This window comes from Xenorhabdus sp. Sc-CR9 (assembly GCF_963897815.1).
In the GTDB taxonomy this organism is placed as follows: Bacteria; Pseudomonadota; Gammaproteobacteria; order Enterobacterales; family Enterobacteriaceae; genus Xenorhabdus.
Genome location: NZ_CAWQTY010000066.1, coordinates 1 through 21,891, shown reverse-complemented (window position 1 = coordinate 21,891; position 21,891 = coordinate 1). Strand labels below are relative to the sequence as shown.

At 45.0% G+C, this 21,891-nt stretch carries 7 protein-coding genes; 5 read left to right on the top strand and 2 right to left on the bottom strand.

Annotated elements, in window-relative coordinates:
• Window positions 1–183 precede the first annotated feature (183 nt).
• Window positions 184–972 carry an enoyl-ACP reductase FabI gene (gene fabI / locus AACQ81_RS03360; RefSeq protein WP_237386297.1) on the top strand — a complete coding sequence of 263 codons (789 nt, stop codon included), beginning with the start codon at window positions 184–186 and terminating at the stop codon, window positions 970–972.
• Between the two features lie 28 nt (window positions 973–1,000).
• Here fabI and AACQ81_RS03355 read toward each other — a convergent pair whose 3' ends face one another.
• Window positions 1,001–1,135 carry a hypothetical protein gene (locus tag AACQ81_RS03355; protein WP_272903014.1) on the bottom strand — a complete coding sequence of 45 codons (135 nt, stop codon included), beginning with the start codon at window positions 1,133–1,135 and terminating at the stop codon, window positions 1,001–1,003.
• 369 nt (window positions 1,136–1,504) lie between these two features.
• Between AACQ81_RS03355 and gstA the strand changes: the two genes are divergently transcribed.
• A complete protein-coding gene (gene gstA / locus AACQ81_RS03350) occupies window positions 1,505–2,113 on the top strand; it encodes a glutathione transferase GstA (RefSeq protein WP_237386296.1) in 609 nt (202 codons plus the stop codon).
• A gap of 223 nt (window positions 2,114–2,336) precedes the next feature.
• Here the strand turns inward: gstA and pdxY are convergent, their stop codons facing one another.
• Window positions 2,337–3,215 (bottom strand): pyridoxal kinase PdxY, encoded by an 879-nt coding sequence (gene pdxY, locus AACQ81_RS03345; protein WP_237386295.1) that lies wholly within the window; start codon window positions 3,213–3,215, stop codon window positions 2,337–2,339.
• Between the two features lie 602 nt (window positions 3,216–3,817).
• Here pdxY and AACQ81_RS03335 point away from each other — a divergent pair.
• The 3 genes from AACQ81_RS03335 to AACQ81_RS03325 form a co-directional block, all read left to right on the top strand.
• Window positions 3,818–4,573, top strand: a complete 756-nt coding sequence (locus tag AACQ81_RS03335) for a CDP-diacylglycerol diphosphatase (RefSeq protein WP_237386294.1) — start codon at window positions 3,818–3,820, stop codon at window positions 4,571–4,573.
• A 915-nt stretch (window positions 4,574–5,488) separates the two neighbouring features.
• Complete coding sequence (locus tag AACQ81_RS03330; RefSeq protein WP_237386293.1) at window positions 5,489–19,669, top strand: non-ribosomal peptide synthetase; 14,181 nt, start codon at window positions 5,489–5,491, stop codon at window positions 19,667–19,669.
• A gap of 3 nt (window positions 19,670–19,672) precedes the next feature.
• The coding region (locus tag AACQ81_RS03325) for a non-ribosomal peptide synthetase (protein ID WP_237386292.1) at window positions 19,673–21,891 on the top strand (2,219 nt) is incomplete at its 3' end.

The window sequence follows — 21,891 nt, the reverse complement described above, 5'->3', positions numbered from 1 at the left end:
ATTTTGACTGGATGTATTTTATTCACTGATCGGAACAGCGTGTGAAACTCACCACATTTCTTTCCGGCATGATAGAATCGTCCCCGTTTATTAACAATAAACACCATAGTTATATTATGGGTATTATTTTTGTCACTCTATGACTATTGGTGTTTGCTCACAAAGAACAATAAGGATACTGCTATGGGTTTCATGACCGGCAAGCGCATTCTCATTACTGGCGTCGCCAGCAAACTGTCTATCGCTTATGGAATTGCCAAGGCAATGCACGATCAAGGAGCAGAGCTGGCTTTTACTTACCAAAATGACAAATTGAAACCTCGTGTCGAAGAATTCGCCGCATCACTGAATTCTAATATCGTTCTGCCGTGTGATGTGGCTGAAGACGAAAGTATCGACGCATTGTTCGTTGAACTGGGTAAAGTATGGCCTAAATTCGATGGTTTCGTTCACTCTATCGGCTATGCGCCAGCTGATCAGCTTGATGGTGATTATGTTAACGCTGTTACCCGTGAAGGCTTCAAAATTGCACATGATATCAGTGCATATAGCTTTGTTGCGATGGCGAAAACATGCCGCCATATGCTGAATCCTAATTCTGCCCTGCTCACCTTGAGCTATCTGGGTGCAGAACGTGCGATCCCTAACTATAACGTAATGGGTCTGGCTAAAGCTTCCCTCGAAGCGAACGTTCGTTATATGGCAAATGCGATGGGTGTTGAAGGTATCCGCGTTAACGGTATTTCTGCTGGCCCAATCCGTACTTTGGCAGCATCTGGTATCAAAGACTTCCGTAAAATGCTGGCACACTGTGAAGCAGTTACGCCTATCCGCCGCACTGTAACGACAGAAGATGTCGGTAATGCGGCTGCATTCCTGTGCTCTGATCTGTCTGGTGGTATTACAGGTGAAATCCTGCACGTTGATGGCGGTTTCAGCATCGCAGCTATGAATGAGTTAGAACTGAAATAATCTCACACTCCAATAGCTGATTGATCTATCAATAAGCCCGGCAAGATAATCTCATGGCTGGGCTTATTTTCTTCCCTTCTATCCCGTCATCTTTCAGTTGCAGTTTTGTTGGATTCGCTCCCTTGCCATCGCGCTGCACCTTTAAATTAATTGGGTATATCATACTCTCACAACCCCTTATTTATTTTGACCTGATTATCACATTACAACAGATAAAAATTTCTTATTTTTATTAATTATTGAATTAAAATATCGCCTTGTGCTTGAAATGCGGTTCAATAAGATATTACATTCAACTTATGGGCAATTGATATAAAATAACAAGATAAATTAATAGCATAATAAATGACTGGTGTTCTTTCGTTGTATTGTATACCCGTAGTCTTTCAAGTTGCAGCTTTGTTGGCTGCGCTCACTCACCCCAGTCACATAGTTAGCTATGTTCTTGGGGATTCATTCCCTTGCCGTCGTGCTGCATCTTGAAATCCATTGGGTATATCCCTAGATTGAAAACATAATTAAGGAACGACATATGAAATTGTATTACTCGCCGGGTGCTTGTTCACTTTCTCCCCATATCATGCTTCGCGAAGCTGGATTGGATTTCAGTATCGTAAAAGTCGATTTAATGAATAAAAAAACAGAAAGTGGAGATAACTTCCTCGCTATCAGTCCCAAAGGCCAAGTACCCACGCTTCAGCTTGATAACAATCAGATTCTAACGGAAGTACCTGCCATTATTAAATATATTGCCGATCAAAAACCCGAGAAAAATTTAATTGCACCAACCGGTACAATGGAGCACTACCACCAAATCGAATGGCTAAGCTATATTTCCAGCGAATTACATCAAAACTTTATGCCATTACTTCCAATAATGGCTACACCGGAAGCATATGTTGCTATCGTAATGAAAAAATTAATGCTCCGCCTCACTTATATTGATAGTGTGTTGGCAAAATTCCCTTATATTACCGGAGAAAATTTCACCATTGCGGACTCTTATTTATTTGCCGTCAGTCAATGGGTGCCTAGAACTAAATTAGATATTTCTGAATTAGTACATTTAAACGCATATATGGACATGATTAAGCAACGTCCGAGCGTTCACGATGCTTTAAAAGCTGAAGGGTTAATTTAAATCTGATAGTTTTTAATTTCCGGTAATACATGCTTCCGGTAATATACTACCGGAAGCTCAGGAAGACTAAATCCCTTCGTCTTTCAAGTTGCAGCTTTTCTGGTGAATCTCATTCACTCTGATTGCCATTTTTATAAACAAACGCTCACTTACGCTACCGGAGATTCATCCCCTTATCATCGTACTGAAACTCGAAATCCATTGGATATATAATCTCTATATATCAGTCAATTGATATTGCATTGAATTGATGTGTTGGTGCAACCATCTTATCCTGAGCAGCAATGAGTTGTAGCTCATATTCTCCCCGTGCTTGCGTCTCCAGCATAACTTCATAGACCGCCGAAGTAACATGTTCTAATGCTGCTTTTAATACATCATCAGTCAAAGATAGACTTTTCAGTAAATTGACCAGTAATAAACCGCTCGTCAAATCACCAACACCAACAGGTTGCCGTTCACCAGTATCAATCAATGGGCGGCTAATATGCCAGCTATGTTCTTTAGTTACCAAAAGCATTTCAAAACAATCTGCCCGATAGCCTGCCCGACTAAGGTGTTTAACTAACACAATCTTAGGCCCTTTTTCACATAACTCACGTGAGGCGGATATAGTCTGTTCTACATTTTCAATTTTCCGCCCAGTCAGCGTTTCAAGCTCCAATAAATTAGGCGCAATAATATCACTGACGGGTAATGCCTCTTCACAAAAAAATTCAGCGACTCCCGGAACAACAATACAACCTTTTTCGGGATGCCCCATTACAGGATCACAGAAATACCATGCATCAGGATTAGCTTGCTTAACCTGTTTAACGATATCAAGAACATAGCGGCCTTGCTCTGCTGAACCAATATAACCACTCAATACCGCATTGCAGGATGTTAATTTATCAATTTCACCAATTCCCTGCACAATTTCAGTTAAATGTTCAGGTGACATCACACAACCACGCCATTGAGGATATTGGGTGTGATTAGAAAACTGAACCGTATTTAGTGGCCATACGTTCACACCCATACGATTCATCGGAAAAACAGCCGCACTATTTCCTGCATGACCAAAGACAACATGAGATTGAATTGATAGAATATTTTTCATGGTAAGGTTTAGTTTGACCCGAATTTTTGATAAGAAATTGAACTAACAGCCTGTTTCAATAACAGAATGTCAGACGAATAACAAACCGATCTAAGAAGGAACAGGCTACGGACAAATTAGTCGAAATTTTCTGTGATGTCGATGATTTTTGCCGTTTTTTGATTCCGTAATGGAAACAATTTTGTCTCAAATAAGGTCATCGGCAGATCCTCGTTCACATGTCACATTATCGTAATTTTACGGCCTTCTGCACAGCATATTATTTGGTGATATCATCATAATATTTGTTTTACAAACATTATGATGTAACTAAATATTGCGAAGAAAAATGAAAAAATAAAGGCTAGGTTATAAACCTCTGTATCTTGAAATTCATTGAATATAATAACAACTAGTATTAGAATCATTTTGAACTTAGCCAATACTAAAAATTTTCATATACTTCATATAGACATCGATTTTTATGTACAAGCTGACAGCAATAACAACATCTACTGGAATAGGCTTTTAACTCCTATTTCTACTATATATGCCATATGCCATATGCCATATGCCCAATGGATTTTAAGATGCGGCAAGTGTAAAAACATAAAGAGGTTAAAATGATCAAGTTAAAAAATAATAAGATAAAAATAATTGTTTTTATTCTATTTCTTATTGCCTTCCTTATCTATTATATTTGGGGAAGAAGTAACCCTAATGCATTATGGGAAATAGTCAACCAACAATGTGTACCTAATCAAATTAAAAATGCTAATCCATCACCTTGTTTAAAAGTCGATTTAGATAAAAAATATGTCCTATTTAAAGATGAAAAAGGTCCTAAACACGATTTAATCATGCCAACATATAAAGTGACAGGTATTGAGTCTCCTGAGTTACAAAAAAAATCTTCACCCTCTTTTTTTTCATATGCATGGGATGAAAGAAGTAATTTAACTAAAGGAGACAATAAAAATATAGATGATAATAGAATTTCATTAGCAGTGAACTCTAAGTATGGTAGATCACAAGATCAGTTACATATTCATCTATCTTGTCTGAAAAAAGAAGTTTCAGTTGCGCTTGAAAAAGACAAAGACGCTATTAGCAATGATTGGAAAGTGTTGCCATCTAAATTAGAAGGCCATACCTATTTAGTTAAAAAACTGGAAAGCAATGATCTATACAAAGAGAATCCTTTCAAACTATTACAGAACTATATTTCTGGAATAGATGATGATATCGAATATTATGGATTGGCTGTATCAAAACTGAAAGATGGTTCAATGGTTTTACTTGCTAATAGATTTGATTTATTAGAATTAAACCTTGGTTCTGCTGGTGAAATACTGGACTATAAATGCAATGTGAATTAAATCCATGTATTTAATATAGTTTATTTTTTCTGGTCGTTATTGTCACAAATCAGAAGCAATAAAAGGATGCAGAGTGGCAATAACACCCAGCCAATGATACACCGACAGCTGCCACAAGCGGATCTTGTCTCTGGCACCGGGAAGATTGGCAATGACGGATTCGTGGCTTAATGGATATTGTTAGCCCATACCCAAGAAATAAACATGGTACAGTAAAAGTGTAGCAATATCAGGAGTAACTATCAGGACAGGAGTAATAACAATAGTCACGCGGCTAAGCTATGTTTCTCAATTGATTTATTAAACAAACACATATTAAACTGAAAGATAATTAAAGAACACTGCGTATTAAACAAAAAATAATATAGACTTAAATCCGAATAACAATCAATATTGCAGGACAAAGAATAACTTACAGAGAAATACAAGGAAAAATAATAACCATCAAAAATTACAAACAAATAAATGATATAGAATAGCTATCAAAAAATGAAACAGTTTACTCACTAAATTAAACAACCTTTAACTATTTTTATAAGGGAGAATGCTGTAAGGTCGCAAAGTTAATCATATTTATACAACGTCAGATAACACAAAATCATATTAATTGAACTTAATTAATGTAGATTTTAAACCAAAAATAATTATAGCAGGAAAAACCATATAATATGAGCGTGAACATGAACCCCATATTCTTCATATTTCAGGTCATTCATTTGTGGTCTGCATTAATTAGTCTAAATAACATAGTGAATTATTCCCCCTGTAATTTATCACTTCACACAAAGAAAGTTAAAATTCTATTCTTTTTATCATCAAAATAAATTTAATTAAATTTATTAAAACCTCGTTATCTACTTGTTGTATTGTGGATTGAAATTAACTTGTGAACGGAATGCATTCGTATAATTTATTATGATAAAATCTGAATATTTAGTAAATTCGAATTTATATAACCTCCATCCTGCCCAAGAAGATGTGTTTTATGAACAAACACTCTATAAAGGCAGTGCCCTGCACAATATTGGCTGGTGTACCTTAATGGAAGGTGAAGTTGATATCGCGATTTTGCAACAGGCATGGGATCTTTTGTACCAGAATATCGATGTACTACGGTTGCATATGTCGATTAATTCAGATCATGAAGCCCTACAATGTATTGAGAATAAAGCGGAAGTAGGAATAATCACAATTCAAGATTTTTCAATGCAGTCAGCTACTGAAGAAAAAGTGAAACTTTGGCTACAGCAGCAAGTTGATATTCCTATCAAGTTTCCGAATGAAACCCTATATCACGCTTCATTGATCACCATTAACGACGAGAAATATTATTTCTTCACTAAATTTCATCATATCATCATTGATGCATTAGGTTTATTCCGCCTGCATGAATATATCCATCAGTTATATTCATGCCTTAAAAATGGGACCTCAACAGCTTGGTTATCCGAAATTCCTCAATATTTAGACTCTGTAACCAAAGCAAGAGAGTATTTAAACTCACCTAATTACAAAAAAGATAATGACTATTGGTATAATTTCTTAAAAGAAAATGAATCTCACCAATTAACACCTTATTATCAGAGCACCGGCTTCAGTAACAAAACGATTACATTACCGCTTTCCGTTAAAAAATCCCTATATGCTTTTTGTGAAAAAAACAAAAGTAATCTTAGCTCCGCTTTTTCGTGTCTTGTCAGTATTATGATGTCCGCACTAACAGGGCAACAAGAATTGACCTTTAACACTGTTACACACGGCAGAAAGACAAAATCAGAAAAATCCACCATCGGAATGCAGGCAAATGTGTATCCGGTGCATTGCCCTATTTCCGACACAGCCAGTGTGGCAGAACAAATTAAACAAATAGAGTCATCAATAAAAAGTAGTTACCAACATTGCTCATTCCCTCAGTCTCATCTTGCCCGAATAGCCAACAATCAAGGTTTTTTTTTACCTAATATCCTTATCGCTTACGAAAAGTTTTCAGAGCCTGATACTGAATTTGCCCGTATTCATCATTACCACATACATCCGACAATCAGTAACCATCCGGTCATTTTTCGGTTAAAGGATTATGGGAATGATCAGGAATTAAAAATAACGATTAATTATTCACAGCAATATTTTAGTGATTCAGATGTAAATAACATGCTTGAGCGACTTGAGCGTTTATTTATTGCTCTTATTGATAAACCTTTCTCTTTAGTGAATGAACTCCCTATCTTATTAGAACAAGAGCGTCAGACTCTGCTGCATACTTGGAATCAAACTGACCCACTCTATTCACAAAATGAAACCTTGCAACTTGAAACTTTGCAACAACAGTTCGAAGCACAGGCGGTAAGTACACCCGATAACGTAGCGTTGATATTTGAAGATGAAACGCTGACCTACCGCCAGCTTAATGAACGGGCGAATCAGTTAGCTTGTGTTATCCGCGAACAGTGTCAGCAACAAAATGGGGCACCAATGCAAGCAGGTACGTTGATAGCCCTCTATCTTGACCGCAGTCTGGAGATGGTTATCAGTATTCTGGCGGTGCTGAAAGCCGGTGGTGCTTATGTGCCCATTTCACCGGAATACCCAACCGAACGAGTGCAGTTTATTCTGGAAGATACACAATCTCCCTGTGTAATAACGCAACAACAGTATTTAATGGCACTGAAAGCGTATACACAATCACTGGTTACCCAACCCAAATCGCTCGCTGTGGATAATGGTTTATTAACGGAAAGCCAGCCAGTCGAAAACCTTGCTCAGATAAATACGTCTACCGATCTTGCCTATGTCATCTACACATCAGGAACAACCGGGCAGCCGAAAGGCGTGTTGCAGACTCACCATAATGTTTCACGTTTATTTACAACTACCCAAAAGCATTATCAATTTGACCAGAAGGATACTTGGGTTCTTTATCATACCTATGCCTTTGATTTCAGTGTCTGGGAGTTATGGGGTGCCCTGCTTTATGGCGGGCGGCTGATTATTCCAACCGCAGAATGCACAAAAGATTTTGCCAGATTCAGCCAACTCTGTTCGCATCAGAAAGTCACTGTTCTGAACCAAACTCCGGGAGCATTTTATGCTTTTACTGATGCCTCATTGATTGCGGGAACTGAATTTCCCGATCTTCGCTATGTGATTTTCGGCGGAGATAAACTCAATCCTGTGCAATTGAAGCCTTGGTGGGACAATTATGGCGATCAGTCACCAAGCTTAATCAATATGTATGGGATAACAGAAACCACTGTCCATGTTACCTATAAGAAATTAACAAAAGACAACACAGTAGCCACCTCCAACATTGGTCTGCCGTTAAACGATCTGCATGCCTATGTGTTGAATGGTTCCGGTCATCTGGTTCCTATCGGAGCACCGGGTGAACTGTACATCGGTGGTGCCGGTCTGGCTCCGGGTTATTTAAACCGACCTGAACTGACGGCAGAACGTTTTGTGGAAAATCCTTTCGCCACCGCAGAAGATAGAGCAAAGGGTTATACCCGCCTGTATAAAACCGGCGATTTGGTGCGCTGGCTGCCAAATGGTGAACTGGAATATCTGGGGCGCAATGACTTTCAGGTCAAGATCCGCGGTTACCGCATTGAGCTGGGAGAAATTGAAAGCGCCCTCGCCTCACATCCACAAGTAAAACAGGCCGTCGTGATTGACCATGAACATAAAGGGAACAAAGTTCTGGCAGCCTATCTGATCACAGAAAGCACAGAGAATGAGCTGTCCGATGAAATATTAATAGGGTATCTCTCCGCCTGTCTGCCGGAATATATGATCCCCGCCAGCTTTACCCATATTGAAACTATCCCCTTAACACTGAATGGCAAAGTGGATCGTCGCGCTCTGCCAGAACCGGTGTGGGGAAATCAAGACAATTACATCGCTCCCCGTAATGTATTGGAAACGCAGCTTTGTGTTATCTGGCAGGATGTTTTGGGGCTGGAGCGTATCGGTATTGACGATAATTTCTTCCGGGTTGGGGGTAACTCCCTGATGGCAATTCAGCTTATCGCCGCCATCCGGCGTGTATTGGAACGAGAAGTTTCACTGGCTCAAGTATTCGAGTTAAAAACCATCTCCAGACTGGCTGTCCATATGGGACAGCAGATAGACACCGTTATTCCCCATCTTGAGTTGGAACATTACCCCCTGTCATTTGCCCAAGAGCGCATGTTGTTTATCGAACGTTTTGAACAGGGTGCCAACATGTACCATATTCCCTATTTGGTACAACTCAATAGCAGTGCCAAACTGCCACTACTGGAAAAGGCAATTAACCGGGTGATTGACCGCCACTCCGTGATGAAGACGGTATACCGCACTCACGATGATGGTCATGAATATCAACATGTGTTAGATGGTCACCTCACATTCAGAACACAGTCTTGTAATAGCATTAATGTCCTGATGGAAACAGTACACACTGATCTCCTTACCCCGTTTGATCTGACAACTGAGCCGGGCTTGCGTCTGTATCACTATCAGGTAGAAAGCCAGCAAGTGAAAAATCAGCATTATCTGTTGTTCCTATGGCACCACATCGCCTTTGATGGTTGGTCTATTGATATTTTTATGGATGAATTGTCAGAGACTTATCAAGCTTTACAAGCAGGCCGTGACAGCCAATTACCGCCTCTGGATATCACTTATGGCGATTATGCTGTATGGCAGCGGGATTATTTACAGGGTGAAATCAGAGAGCGCCAACTGACATATTGGCAGGAAACATTGACGGGTTATGAACCCCTGGATTTACCAACTGATCGCCCCCGACCGACCCACGTTGACTATCAGGGCCGTGACTTCAACTTTACGTTGGAGAGTACACTATCAAACCAGTTGAGGGATCTGGCAAAAGCACAGGAAACCACCCTGTATACCGTACTCCTCAGTGCTTTTTATGTCACACTGGCAAAATTATCAGGACAAGATGACATTGTGCTGGGTACGCCTACCGATAACCGCCATCATGCGCAAACCCAGCCCCTGATTGGTATGTTTGTCAACTCACTGGTATTGAGAACACAGCTTCAACAAACCACCAACGTAGAAGTCCTGATTCGACAAATCCACTCAGCCATCGTTGAAGCCAAGAGGCATCAGGATATTCCATTTGAGCAATTAGTGGATACCTTACAGGTTGAGCGTGATACCTCTCGTCACCCTATTTTTCAGGTGATGTTTGGGTTACAGAGCTTCGGAGAATACCCGTCAGACAACCGTCTGCCATTCAGTCTGGTTCAGCCCAATATGCCTCTGTACAGTCCGGCCAAGTTTGATCTGAGCCTATTTATTTCCGATGGGCAAACCAACCTTATTGGCAGCCTCAATTACGCCGTCACTCTGTTTGATGAAACCACCATCATCCGGCTCACCGACATCTACCAACAGGTGCTGATCGCATTCGTCGCAAATCAGAAACAAACGCTTTCTGAACTTGATCTCCTATCCGCACAGGAACGCAATACCCTGCTGCATACGTGGAACCAAACTGATACACCTTACCCGCAGAATAAAACCCTGCAACAATTGTTTAAATCTCAGGTAGAAAAGACACCCGATAACGTAGCACTGGTATTTGAGGGGGAAACGCTCACTTATCATCAACTCAACGAACGGGCAAACCAACTGGCTGGGGTTATTCGTGAACATTATCAGCAACGGCTTGATGCACCCTTGCAAGCAGATACACCAATAGCCCTCTATCTTGACCGCAGTCTGGAAATGGTGGTCAGTATCCTTGCGGTGCTGAAAGCAGGCGGTGCTTATGTGCCCATTTTGCCGGAGTATCCGGCAGAGCGTGTCAATTTCATTCTGCAAGATGTCCAGGCGCTATGTATCATTTCCCGACAACAGTATCTGGCAACACTGGCGGAATACACTCAAGCATTCGCTGAACAACCCACACTGATAGCGGCAGATGATCAGACAATCATCGCAAGCCAGCCTGTGGAAAATCCGTTACAGATCAACAAACCGACCGATCTGGCTTATATCATTTATACCTCTGGAACCACAGGCCAGCCAAAAGGGGTCATGACAGAGCACAGAAATGTCATACATATGGCGGCTGCACAGGCCAAATTCTTTAATGCACCAAACAGAAATAAGGCATTGATGTTCGCCAATTATATCTTTGATGGTTCTGTTTTCGAATTATTCCCCAGTTTATTTAATGGACTGACGATTTACATTTGCAGTGAAAAAGAGCGCCACCTTCCTGCCATTGCAGAACTCATTCAGCAAGAAGGCATTCAAATAGCTGCATTACCGCCAGCCATACTGAAATTATTAACTGAAACTGAATTTCCCTCCTTGCAGGTATTGGTTACGGCGGGAGAAGCTCCTTCTCTGGATTTTCTTGAACACTTTAGCCGTTACAGCCAGATATTGAATTCTTATGGCCCGACAGAAGTCACCGTTTGTGCGACCGAAAAACTGTATCAACATGGAGATATTGCTACCAATATTGGTAAGGCTATTAATAATGCCCGCCTTTACGTTCTTGATAGTTACGGTAATCTATCCCCAATCGGTACACCGGGAGAGCTGTATGTCGGTGGTGCCGGACTGGCACGGGGTTATTTAAACCGGCCTGAACTGACGGCAGAACGTTTTATAGAAAATCCTTTTGCCAGTGCGGAAGATAAAGCCCGTGGTTACACCCGCCTGTATAAAACCGGCGATTTGGTGCGCTGGCTGCCAAACGGTGAGCTGGAATATCTGGGACGCAATGACTTTCAGGTTAAGATCCGCGGTTACCGCATTGAGTTGGGGGAAATTGAAAACGTTCTGACTTCCCATCCGCAAGTAAAACAGGCCGTGGTGATTGCCTATGAGCGCAAAAACAATGACGTACTGGCAGCCTATCTGGTCACAGACGGCGAACTGCCCGATGAAAACCTGATTAAGCACCTTTCCGCCTGTTTGCCGGAATACATGATCCCCGCCAGTTTTACCCGCATTGCCTCCATACCATTAACGCTGAACGGTAAACTGGATCGCCGTGCCCTGCCAGAACCCATGTGGAAAAACCAAAACAGTTATTCCGCCCCCCGCAATGCACTGGAAACTCAGCTTTGTGTTATTTGGCAGGATGTTCTGGGGCTGGAATCTGTTGGCATTGACGATAATTTCTTCCGGATTGGCGGCAACTCTCTGATAGCCATTAAACTAATGGCAGTGATCCGCCAGCGTTTGGCAACAGATGTCACACTGGCTCAGTTGTTTGAACTGAAAACCATCGCGGGTCTGGCAGATGCTATAAACAGAGAACAACCGGGGCAACAAGCCTGTACGGTTATACCTCACCTGAATGCCGAACACTATCCGCTCTCGTTTGCCCAAGAGCGGATGTTATTTATCGAGCAGTTTGAACAAGGCAGCTCCGCCTACCATATTCCTTATCTGGTTCAGTTGGATAACGATGCCTGCCTGCCCCTGTTAGAAACCGCCATTAACCAATTGGCTGAACGCCATACGGTGATAAAAATGGTGTACCTCAATCGTGATGATGGGCAAACCCACCAGCAGCGGCTGAACAGCCGTTTAGTCATCCGGCAAACACCACCCTGTGACGATATTGACAGACTGATGGACACAGTACGTGCTGAAATCGCCATTCCCTTTGATCTGACCACCGAACCCAGCCTGCGCCTGCGTCATTATCAGATCAACAATAAACAACAGACCCGCGATAAGCATTACCTGTTAATGATGTGGCACCATATCGCCTTTGATGGCTGGTCAGCCGGTATCTTTATGGATGAACTGGCAGAACTTTACCATGCCTTGTCAGAAAACCGTACCAGCCAACTGCCGCCTCTGGATATCTCCTATGGCGATTATGCTGTATGGCAGCGAGATTATTTACAGGGTGATACCGGTGAATGCCAGCTTGCCTATTGGCAACAAACCCTGGCGGGTTATGAGCCACTGGCTCTGCCGACCGATCGGCTCCGACCCACCCATATCGATTATCAAGGCCGGGACTTCAATTTTACACTGGAGAGTCGCTTATCAAACCAGTTAAGGGATCTGGCAAAAGCACAGGAAACCACCCTGTATACCGTGCTGCTCAGTGGTTTTTATGTCACGCTGGCAAAATTATCCGGTCAGGATGACATTGTGCTGGGTACGCCTGCGGACAACCGCCATCATACCCAGACTCAGCCCCTGATTGGTATGTTTGTCAATTCACTGATATTGAGAGCACAGCTCCAGCAAACCAACAGTGTGGAAACACTGATCGGACAGATTCATCAGTTGGTTACGGAATCCAAAGCCCATCAGGACATGCCGTTTGAGCAACTGGTTGAAGCGCTGGGAACAGAACGTGATACTTCCCGCCATCCGATTTTTCAGGTGATGTTTACCCTACAGAATTTTGATGAAAGTCAGCCAAACAGGCTCAGGTTACCGTTCAGTCCGGTTGCGATGGACGAAACCTTATACAGCCCGGCCAAATTTGATCTGAACCTGATTCTGTCCGACGGGCAGGCCAACATCAGCGGATACCTGAATTATGCCATCAGTCTGTTTGACGAAGCCTCCATCATAAGACTGGCTGATATTTACCAACGGGTGCTTACCGCTTTCGTGACAGACCAGAAACAAGCGCTTTCTGAACTTGATATCCTCTCCGCACAAGAACATCATACCCTGCTGCACACGTGGAACCCGACTGACTTTGCCCCCTATTCACAAGACCAGACTTTGCAACAACGGTTCGAAGCACAAGTTGCGGCTACACCGGATAACGTGGCACTGGTGTTTGAAGGAGAAGCATTAACCTACCGCGAGCTTAACGAACGGGCAAATCAACTGGCTTCAGTGCTTCGTGAAAACTATCAGCAACAGCACCATAAACCAATGCCAGTCAATACACTCGTTGCCTTGTATCTCGACCGCAGTCTGGAAATGGTCATCAGTATTCTGGCCGTGCTGAAAGCTGGCGGCGCTTATGTACCCATTTCGCCGGAATACCCACCAGAACGTGTCGATTTTATTCTGCAAGATAGCCAGACTCCGTGCATACTGACCCAGCAACGCTATCTGGCCGCACTGGCAGAATACACCCGGTCACTGTCTGATCGCCCCATCCTGATCGCAGCTGATGACCAGAGCGTGACCACCCGCTATTCAGGAGAGAATCCTGTACCGATGAGCCGTGCGGATGATCTGGTGTACGTCATCTACACCTCAGGCACGACCGGAAAACCTAAAGGCGTATTGCAGACCCACCATAATGTGGTGCGTTTATTTACTGCCACTCAAGAGCAATATCAATTTAACCACCATGATACTTGGGTGCTGTACCATGCCTACACTTTTGATTTCAGCGTATGGGAGTTGTGGGGCGCACTACTCTATGGTGGACGCTTGGCCATTCCTACCATTGAGTGCACAAAAGATTTTATTCAGTTCAGCCGGCTCTGCTCAGACCAGAAAGTGACTGTCCTGAACCAGACCCCGGGGGCATTTTATGCCTTTGTTGATACCTCATTGAAGACTAATGCAGCCTATCCCTATCTTCGGCTGGTGATTTTTGGCGGCGATAAGCTGAATCAGGTTCAGTTGCATCCGTGGTGGGCGAAGTATGGGGATCACACTCCCGTTTTGGTCAACATGTATGGGATCACCGAAACCACGGTTCATGTTACTTATAAAAAATTAACAAAAGACGATACAGCAACAGCCTCCAACATTGGCCGGCCGCTAAGCGACATCTCAGCCTATGTGTTGGACAGTTTCGGTCATCTTGCCCCGATTGGCGCCCCCGGAGAGCTATATGTCGGTGGTGCTGGACTGGCACGGGGTTATTTAAACCGGCCTGAACTGACGGCAGAACGTTTTATAGAGAATCCGTTTGCCAGTACAGAAGACAAGGCTCTCGGTTATACCCGCCTGTATAAAACCGGCGATTTGGTACGCTGGTTACCGAACGGAGAGCTGGAATATCTGGGACGCAATGACTTTCAGGTCAAGATCCGCGGCTACCGCATTGAATTGGGGGAAGTTGAAAACATCTTGGCTTCCCATCCGCAGGTGAAACAGGCCGTGGTGATTGCCCGTGAACACAAAGGCCATGATGTACTGGCAGCCTATCTGGTCACGGACAGCGAACTGTCCGATGAGACGTTAATTAATTACCTTTCCGCCCGATTGCCGGAATATATGATCCCCGCCAGTTTTACCCGCATTGCCTCCATACCATTAACGTTGAACGGGAAACTGGATCGCCATGCCCTGCCAGAGCCGGTATGGGAAAACCAAAACAATTATGTCGCGCCCCGCAATGCACTGGAAATCCAGCTTTGTCTCATCTGGCAGGATATCCTGGGGCTGGACAAAGTTGGCATTAATGACAATTTTTTCCGTGTGGGAGGCAACTCCCTGATGGCCATTCAACTGACGGCGGCGATCCGCCAGCGTTTGGCAACAGATATCACACTGGCTCAGTTGTTTGAGCTGAAAACCATCGCGGGTCTGGCAGATGCTATAAATAGAGAACAACCGGGGCAACAAACCTGTACGGTTATTCCTCACCTGAATGCCGAACACTACCCGCTCTCGTTTGCCCAAGAGCGGATGTTATTTATTGAGCAGTTTGAGCAAGGCAGCTCTGCCTACCATATTCCTTATCTGGTTCAGTTGGATAACGATGACTCTCTGCCTCTGTTAGAGACCGCCATTAACCAATTGGCTGAACGCCATACAGTGATAAAAATGGTGTACCTCAATCGTGATGATGGGCAAATCCACCAGCATAAGTTAGACAAGCGTTTGGTCATACAGCCAATACTGTCCTGTGACGATATTGACAGGCTGATGGACACAGTGCGGGATGAAATCGCCATTCCCTTTGATCTGACCACCGAACCCAGCCTGCGTCTGTGTCATTATCAGACCCGTGATAAGCATTACCTGTTAATGTTGTGGCACCATATCGCCTTTGATGGCTGGTCAGCCGATATTTTTATGGATGAACTGGCAGCGCTTTATCATGCCCTGTCAGAAGGCCGCGACAGCCAACTGCCGCCTCTGGATATCTCCTATGGTGACTATGCCGCATGGCAGCGGGATTATTTACAGGGTGATACCGGTGAATACCAGCTTGCCTATTGGCGACAAATTCTGGCCGATTATGATCCGCTGGATTTACCCGCAGATCATCCCAGACCGGCTCAGGTGAATTATCAGGGTCGTGACTTCGGTTTTACACTGGAGAGCCGCTTATCAAACCAGTTAAGGGATCTGGCAAAAACGCAGGAAACCACCTTGTATACCGTGCTGCTCAGTGGTTTTTATGTCACGCTGGCAAAATTATCCGGTCAGGACGACATTGTGCTGGGTACACCTACCGATAACCGACACCATGCCCAAACCCAGCCCCTGATCGGTATGTTCGTTAACTCAATGGCCTTAAGAACCCAGCTTCGACAAAGCGCCAGTGTGGAAACGCTGATTGAGCAGATTCATCAGTTGGTTATAGAATCCAAAGCCCATCAGGATATGCCGTTTGAACAACTGGTTGAAGCACTGGATATCGAACGTGACACTTCCCGTCACCCGATTTTTCAGGTGATGTTCAGTTTACAAAATTTTGGTGATAGCCAGCCAAAAGGAGGCAATCTTCCGTTCCGTCCGGTTACGATGGGTGAAAACTTATACAGTCCGGCCAAATTTGACCTGAGCCTGTTTCTGTCCGACGGACAGGCCAACATCAGCGGATGCCTGAATTACGCCATCAGCCTGTTTAATGAAGCCAGCATCGTGAGACTGGCTGGCATCTATCAACAAGTACTGGCCGCCTTCGTGGCAAACCAAAAACAACCGCTGTCCGGGCTTGATATCCTGTCTGCACAAGATCGCCATTTGCTGCACCGTTGGAACCAGACGGATGCGCCTTATCCGCAGGACAAGACCCTGCAACAACTGTTTGAAGCGCAGGCCGCCCAACGCCCCCAGGCCATCGCCGTCATATTTGAAGAGCAACGGATAAGCTATGGTGAACTCAACCGGCGTGCCAACCGTCTGGCTCATCACCTGATGGCACTGGGGGTACGGCCGGATGATCGGGTTGCCCTTTGCCTCGAACGCAGCCCGGACATGGTGGCGGGGATACTCGCCATCCTCAAGGCGGGCGGGGCCTATGTGCCGCTCGATCCGGCCTATCCGTCAGAACGGCTGGCTTATATGCTTGAAGATGCCGCTCCCGTGGCCTTATTGACGCTGACCACTCTGGCTGAAAAACTGACCCGCACCATCCCGACAATATTGCTCGATAATCAGGCGCTGTGCCTTGAAACCCTGCCGGACAATAATCCGGATACGCAAGCACTGGGGCTGACATCACGCCATCTGGCCTATGTAATCTACACCTCCGGCTCCACCGGACAGCCGAAAGGCGTGATGGTCGAGCACCGCAGTGTCCTGCGCCTGATTATCAACAATGGCTTTGCCGATATCGGTCCCGATGACTGCATCGCCCATTGTGCCAATATTTCATTCGATGCCGCCACGTGGGAAGTCTGGTCAGGTTTAGTTCATGGTGCCCGTCTTCTGCTGATACCGGAAAAAACCCTGCTGCAACCCACCCATTTTGGTCAGTGCCTGTCAGCAGAAAAAGTCAGCGCCCTGTTCCTGACCACCGCTCTGTTTAACCAGTATGCGAGTTTAATTGCCCCGTCGCTGTCAGGCCTGCGTTATGTCCTGTTCGGGGGCGAAAAAAGTGATCACCGGGCCGCCATCCGCCTGAAAGCGGAACAGGCACCCGCCCACCTGCTGCATGTTTACGGGCCGACAGAAACCACCACATTCGCCACGGCCTACGACATTCCAGTGATCGAAGATGAAAATGAAAACGGAACACTCCCTATCGGGCAGCCTATCAGTAATACCCGCATTTATATTCTGGACAAACTGGGCCGACCCGTTCCCATCGGGGCGGCGGGGGAAATCCATATTGGGGGCGATGGCGTTGCCCGCGGTTATCTGAATCGCCCTGAACTGACCGCAGAACGTTTCATCAATGATCCATTCTCCCCCCAGCCGGAAGCCAGAATGTATAAAACCGGTGATCTCGCCCGCTGGTTACCAGACGGCAATATCGAATACCTTGCCCGCAATGATTTTCAGGTCAAGCTGCGCGGTTTCCGCATTGAGCTGGGCGAAATCGAAAATGCCCTGACCTCCCATCCACAAGTCAAGCAGGCGGTAGTCACGGCACATGAAAATAACGGGCATAAAGTACTGGCGGCTTATCTGGTCACAGAGGGAACGTTGTCAGATGAAATGCTGATTGGGCACTTATCCGAACGCCTGCCTGAATATATGCTGCCAGCCAGTTTTACCCGCATTGAGTCCATGCCGCTGACCCAAAACGGTAAAGTGGATCGCCGTGCCTTACCTGAACCAAGTTGGGGAAACAGGGATAACCATGTCGCGCCCCGCAATGCACTGGAAAACCAGCTATGTGCTATCTGGAAAGAAGCATTGGGGCTGGAGCACATCGGCATTGAGGATAACTTTTTCCGCATTGGCGGTGATTCAATTGTCAGTATCCAGTTAGTCTCTAAACTGCGTCAGGCCGGCTTCTCCCTTCAGGTTAAATCGATTTTTGAAGCACCAACCGTGGCTCAATTAGCTCAATTGTTAATACAAACTTCTGCTACAGAAAAAGTCGTTGCAGAACAGGGTTTATTGAATGGGGAATTTGGCCTGTTGCCTGTCCAACAAACATTCCTCAACTGGAATTTATCGAATCCGCATCATTGGAATCAGGCATTTATGATTCAGATCCCGGGTAATATCAGATCCATACAGATTGAACAGGCCCTGATAACACTGGCTGAGCGACATGATATGCTGCGTACGCGTTTTTTAGATACCGAAAACGGCTACCGTCAGTATTATTCTAAGGAAACATCCACTTCATCCCCCCTTTTACAATACTGCGATATTCGTGAGTTAAATAAGGCAGAACTACATCAACAATTGACCCGATGGCAAAGCGGGTTCGATTACAACAACGGGCCATTATGGCAAGCGGGGCATCTGACTGGATACGTTGATGGCAGCGCCCGTCTGTTCTTCGCATTCCACCACCTGATTATTGACGCTGTATCGTGGCGAATTATTGCTGAAGATATGCGTCTGTTATTACAGGGCATGACCTTGCCACCGAAAACCAGCAGTTATCGGCAATGGGTAGCCGCCGTCCACCATTATGCTCAACAGCATCAAAGTGAAGTGTCCTACTGGCAACGGGTGATAACAGGAAGCAGTATCAAACTCGCGCTGGATCACATCACTCAACACCCGTTGAGCATTTCTGCTGGGATGACGGACATCCTGCTGCATGAAGCCAATGCCGGTTATCACACTGAAATTAACGACTTACTGCTGAGCGCACTGACAATGGCCTTGCAGGAGACGTTCTCACGAGCCACAAACTACATCATTCTGGAAGGCCATGGACGGGAGTCGATTGATAACTTATTGGATCTTTCCGAAACCGTCGGCTGGTTCACAACCATGTATCCTGTTCGTCTGGAAATGCAGGCTGATATTGCAGAAACCATTATTCACACCAAAGAAATGCTGCGTGGCATACCAAACAAAGGCATTGGTTACAGCGCATTACATCAAGCCGGCTATCTGACAGGCGATTTGCCGGCGATCAGTTTCAACTACCTCGGGCAGTTAGGAGGTGCCAGCCATCAAGACTGGGCCATCACCAGCGATGATAGTGGCGAGATGATAGCCAAAGAAAACGGCAGCCATTTACTGCTGAGCATCAATGGCGCGGTACTGGCCGGAAAACTGCAATTCGGTGTGGATTCCCGCTTGCCGCAAACTCAGACAGCCGTGTTTATCAGGGCATTTGAACAAGCACTCAATAACATCATCAGGACTGGTCAAAATCAGGCCCAATCCGGGAGCATAAAAACCCCCAGTGATTACGGCATCAAGGGGGTTTCGATGGAGCAACTCAACCAGCTTACTCATCGCTTTGATCATGTAAGTCATGAAAACCCGCACCGCAACTCAGAAAAGAAAACTATTTTGGACGTATAAAAAATGTTGATGCTATTTAAAGAACTTAACAAAAATCATGTATCAGTATGGGTCTGTGAGAATAAGTTAAAACTGGCATTTACAGGGGAAGCTCCCCCTGTTCAACTTATTGATGAAGTTAAGCAGAGAAGAGAAAGCCTATTAGATTTTTTAAACGAAAAAAGTATCTTCTCTGAAGAAGAATTTTACCGTTTTATTTCCAATGAAAACCGCACTGATTTGGCGGGTTCTGCCATCTCGCCCAAAAATAAAATTGCAGCGATATTTTCTGCCACCAGCTTGCAGCAGGGTTTTATCTATCATCATCTGGCACAACCAGAGGACGATGCTTACCGTGTACAACTTCTGTTGGATTACCATACTCATGTGGATCTCGCCGTCTATCAGCAAGCATGGTCTCTGGCGTCACTGCGTTTTCCTATCCTCAGAACCGCATTTGATTGGGAAGGAAAAATATTACAGATAGTGACAGAAGGTTCCAGTATTGGATCGAAGCATTTTACGACCAAAGATATCAGCCACTTGTCAGAAGAAGAGCGAAACAAGGCGATTGATGCGATCCAACAAAATGACCGTATCTTGTCTTTTGATTTAAGTCAGCCGGGATTAATCCGTTTCACTTTCATCAAACAGGATGAACAGCTCACAACTGTTTTGGTCACGCTACATCATTGCATTATTGACGGCTGGAGTTACCCGATTTTATTGCAGGCAGTACATGAGTATTACAATGAACTTACGCAAGGACGCACACCAAAAATAGTGGTAGATAAAGCCTATCTGGCAACCCAGCAATATTATCTGGATCATAAATCAGAATCCGAGGCTTATTGGGCTGAACGCAAATCACAATTCGGCAGAATGAATGATTTTTCATCCTTGTTAAGTCATCGTGTTGATTTAATGCAGATAAAAACCGTTGAAAAACCTGCCGAACAGATATTCACGATACAGGGAAACACTTATGAGCAACTAAAAGATACGTGCCGGACGCAGGGAATCACTCTGAATGTGGCACTGCAATTCGCCTGGCATAAACTTCTGCACAGTTACACCGGGGATGAGCAAACCATTGTCGGCACCACCGTATCAGGACGCGATGTACCAGTGGAAGGAATTGAGTCCAGTGTTGGCTTGTATATCAATACGTTGCCACTGATGGTGCAATGGGATCAAGCCGACAGTATCGATGCTGTTTTACAAAATATCCAGAAAGATATTGCCGCACTCAACAGCCACAGTGATATCTCTCTATCTGACTTGCAATCTAATGGAGAACGGTTATTCCATAGCCTGCTGGTCTTTGAAAATTATCCTCTTCCAGAAGCGAACGAAAACAAGGAAGGTATAGAGCACACCCTGACATTCCGCCGTGCTGTCGAAAAAGTAGATTATCCGGTTCTGTTGATGTCCTACGAACACAATAACTGTTTAACAATAAAATTCAGTTATGGTGAAGACTGGCTGACGGAAAAACAGGCACAACGTTTGCTTTGCCAGCTTGAGCGGATTCTGCACGCGGTAGCATACAACCCAGGCCAGCCACATACATCAATAACTTTCCTCGGTAATGAGGAACATCATACTCTGCTGCACAGCTGGAACCAGACGGATGCGCCTTATCCGCAGGACAAGACCCTGCAACAACTGTTTGAAGCGCAGGCCGCCCAACGCCCCGAGGCCATCGCCGTCATATTTGAAGAGCAACGGATAAGCTATGGTGAACTCAACCGGCGTGCCAACCGTCTGGCTCATCACCTGATGGCTCTGGGGGTACGGCCGGATGATCGGGTTGCCCTTTGCCTCGAACGCAGCCCGGACATGGTGGCGGGGATACTCGCCATCCTCAAGGCGGGCGGGGCCTATGTGCCGCTCGATCCGGCCTATCCGTCAGAACGGCTGGCTTATATGCTTGAAGATGCCGCTCCCGTGGCCTTATTGACGCTGACCACTCTGGCTGAAAAACTGACCCGCACCATCCCGACAATATTGCTCGATAATCAGGCGCTGTGCCTTGAAACCCTGCCGGACAATAATCCGGATACGCAAGCACTGGGGCTGACATCACGCCATCTGGCCTATGTAATCTACACCTCCGGCTCCACCGGACAGCCGAAAGGCGTGATGGTCGAGCACCGCAGTGTCCTGCGCCTGATTATCAACAATGGCTTTGCCGATATCGGTCCCGATGACTGCATCGCCCATTGTGCCAATATTTCATT

Bases quoted from the DNA above. Each gene is read 5' to 3' on its own strand.
- fabI (WP_237386297.1), top strand. From the start codon at position 184: ATGGGTTTCATGACCGGCAAGCGCATTCTCATTACTGGCGTCGCCAGC.
- AACQ81_RS03355 (WP_272903014.1), bottom strand. From the start codon at position 1,135: ATGATATACCCAATTAATTTAAAGGTGCAGCGCGATGGCAAGGGAGCG.
- gstA (WP_237386296.1), top strand. From the start codon at position 1,505: ATGAAATTGTATTACTCGCCGGGTGCTTGTTCACTTTCTCCCCATATC.
- pdxY (WP_237386295.1), bottom strand. From the start codon at position 3,215: ATGAAAAATATTCTATCAATTCAATCTCATGTTGTCTTTGGTCATGCA.
- AACQ81_RS03335 (WP_237386294.1), top strand. From the start codon at position 3,818: ATGATCAAGTTAAAAAATAATAAGATAAAAATAATTGTTTTTATTCTA.
- AACQ81_RS03330 (WP_237386293.1), top strand. From the start codon at position 5,489: ATGATAAAATCTGAATATTTAGTAAATTCGAATTTATATAACCTCCAT.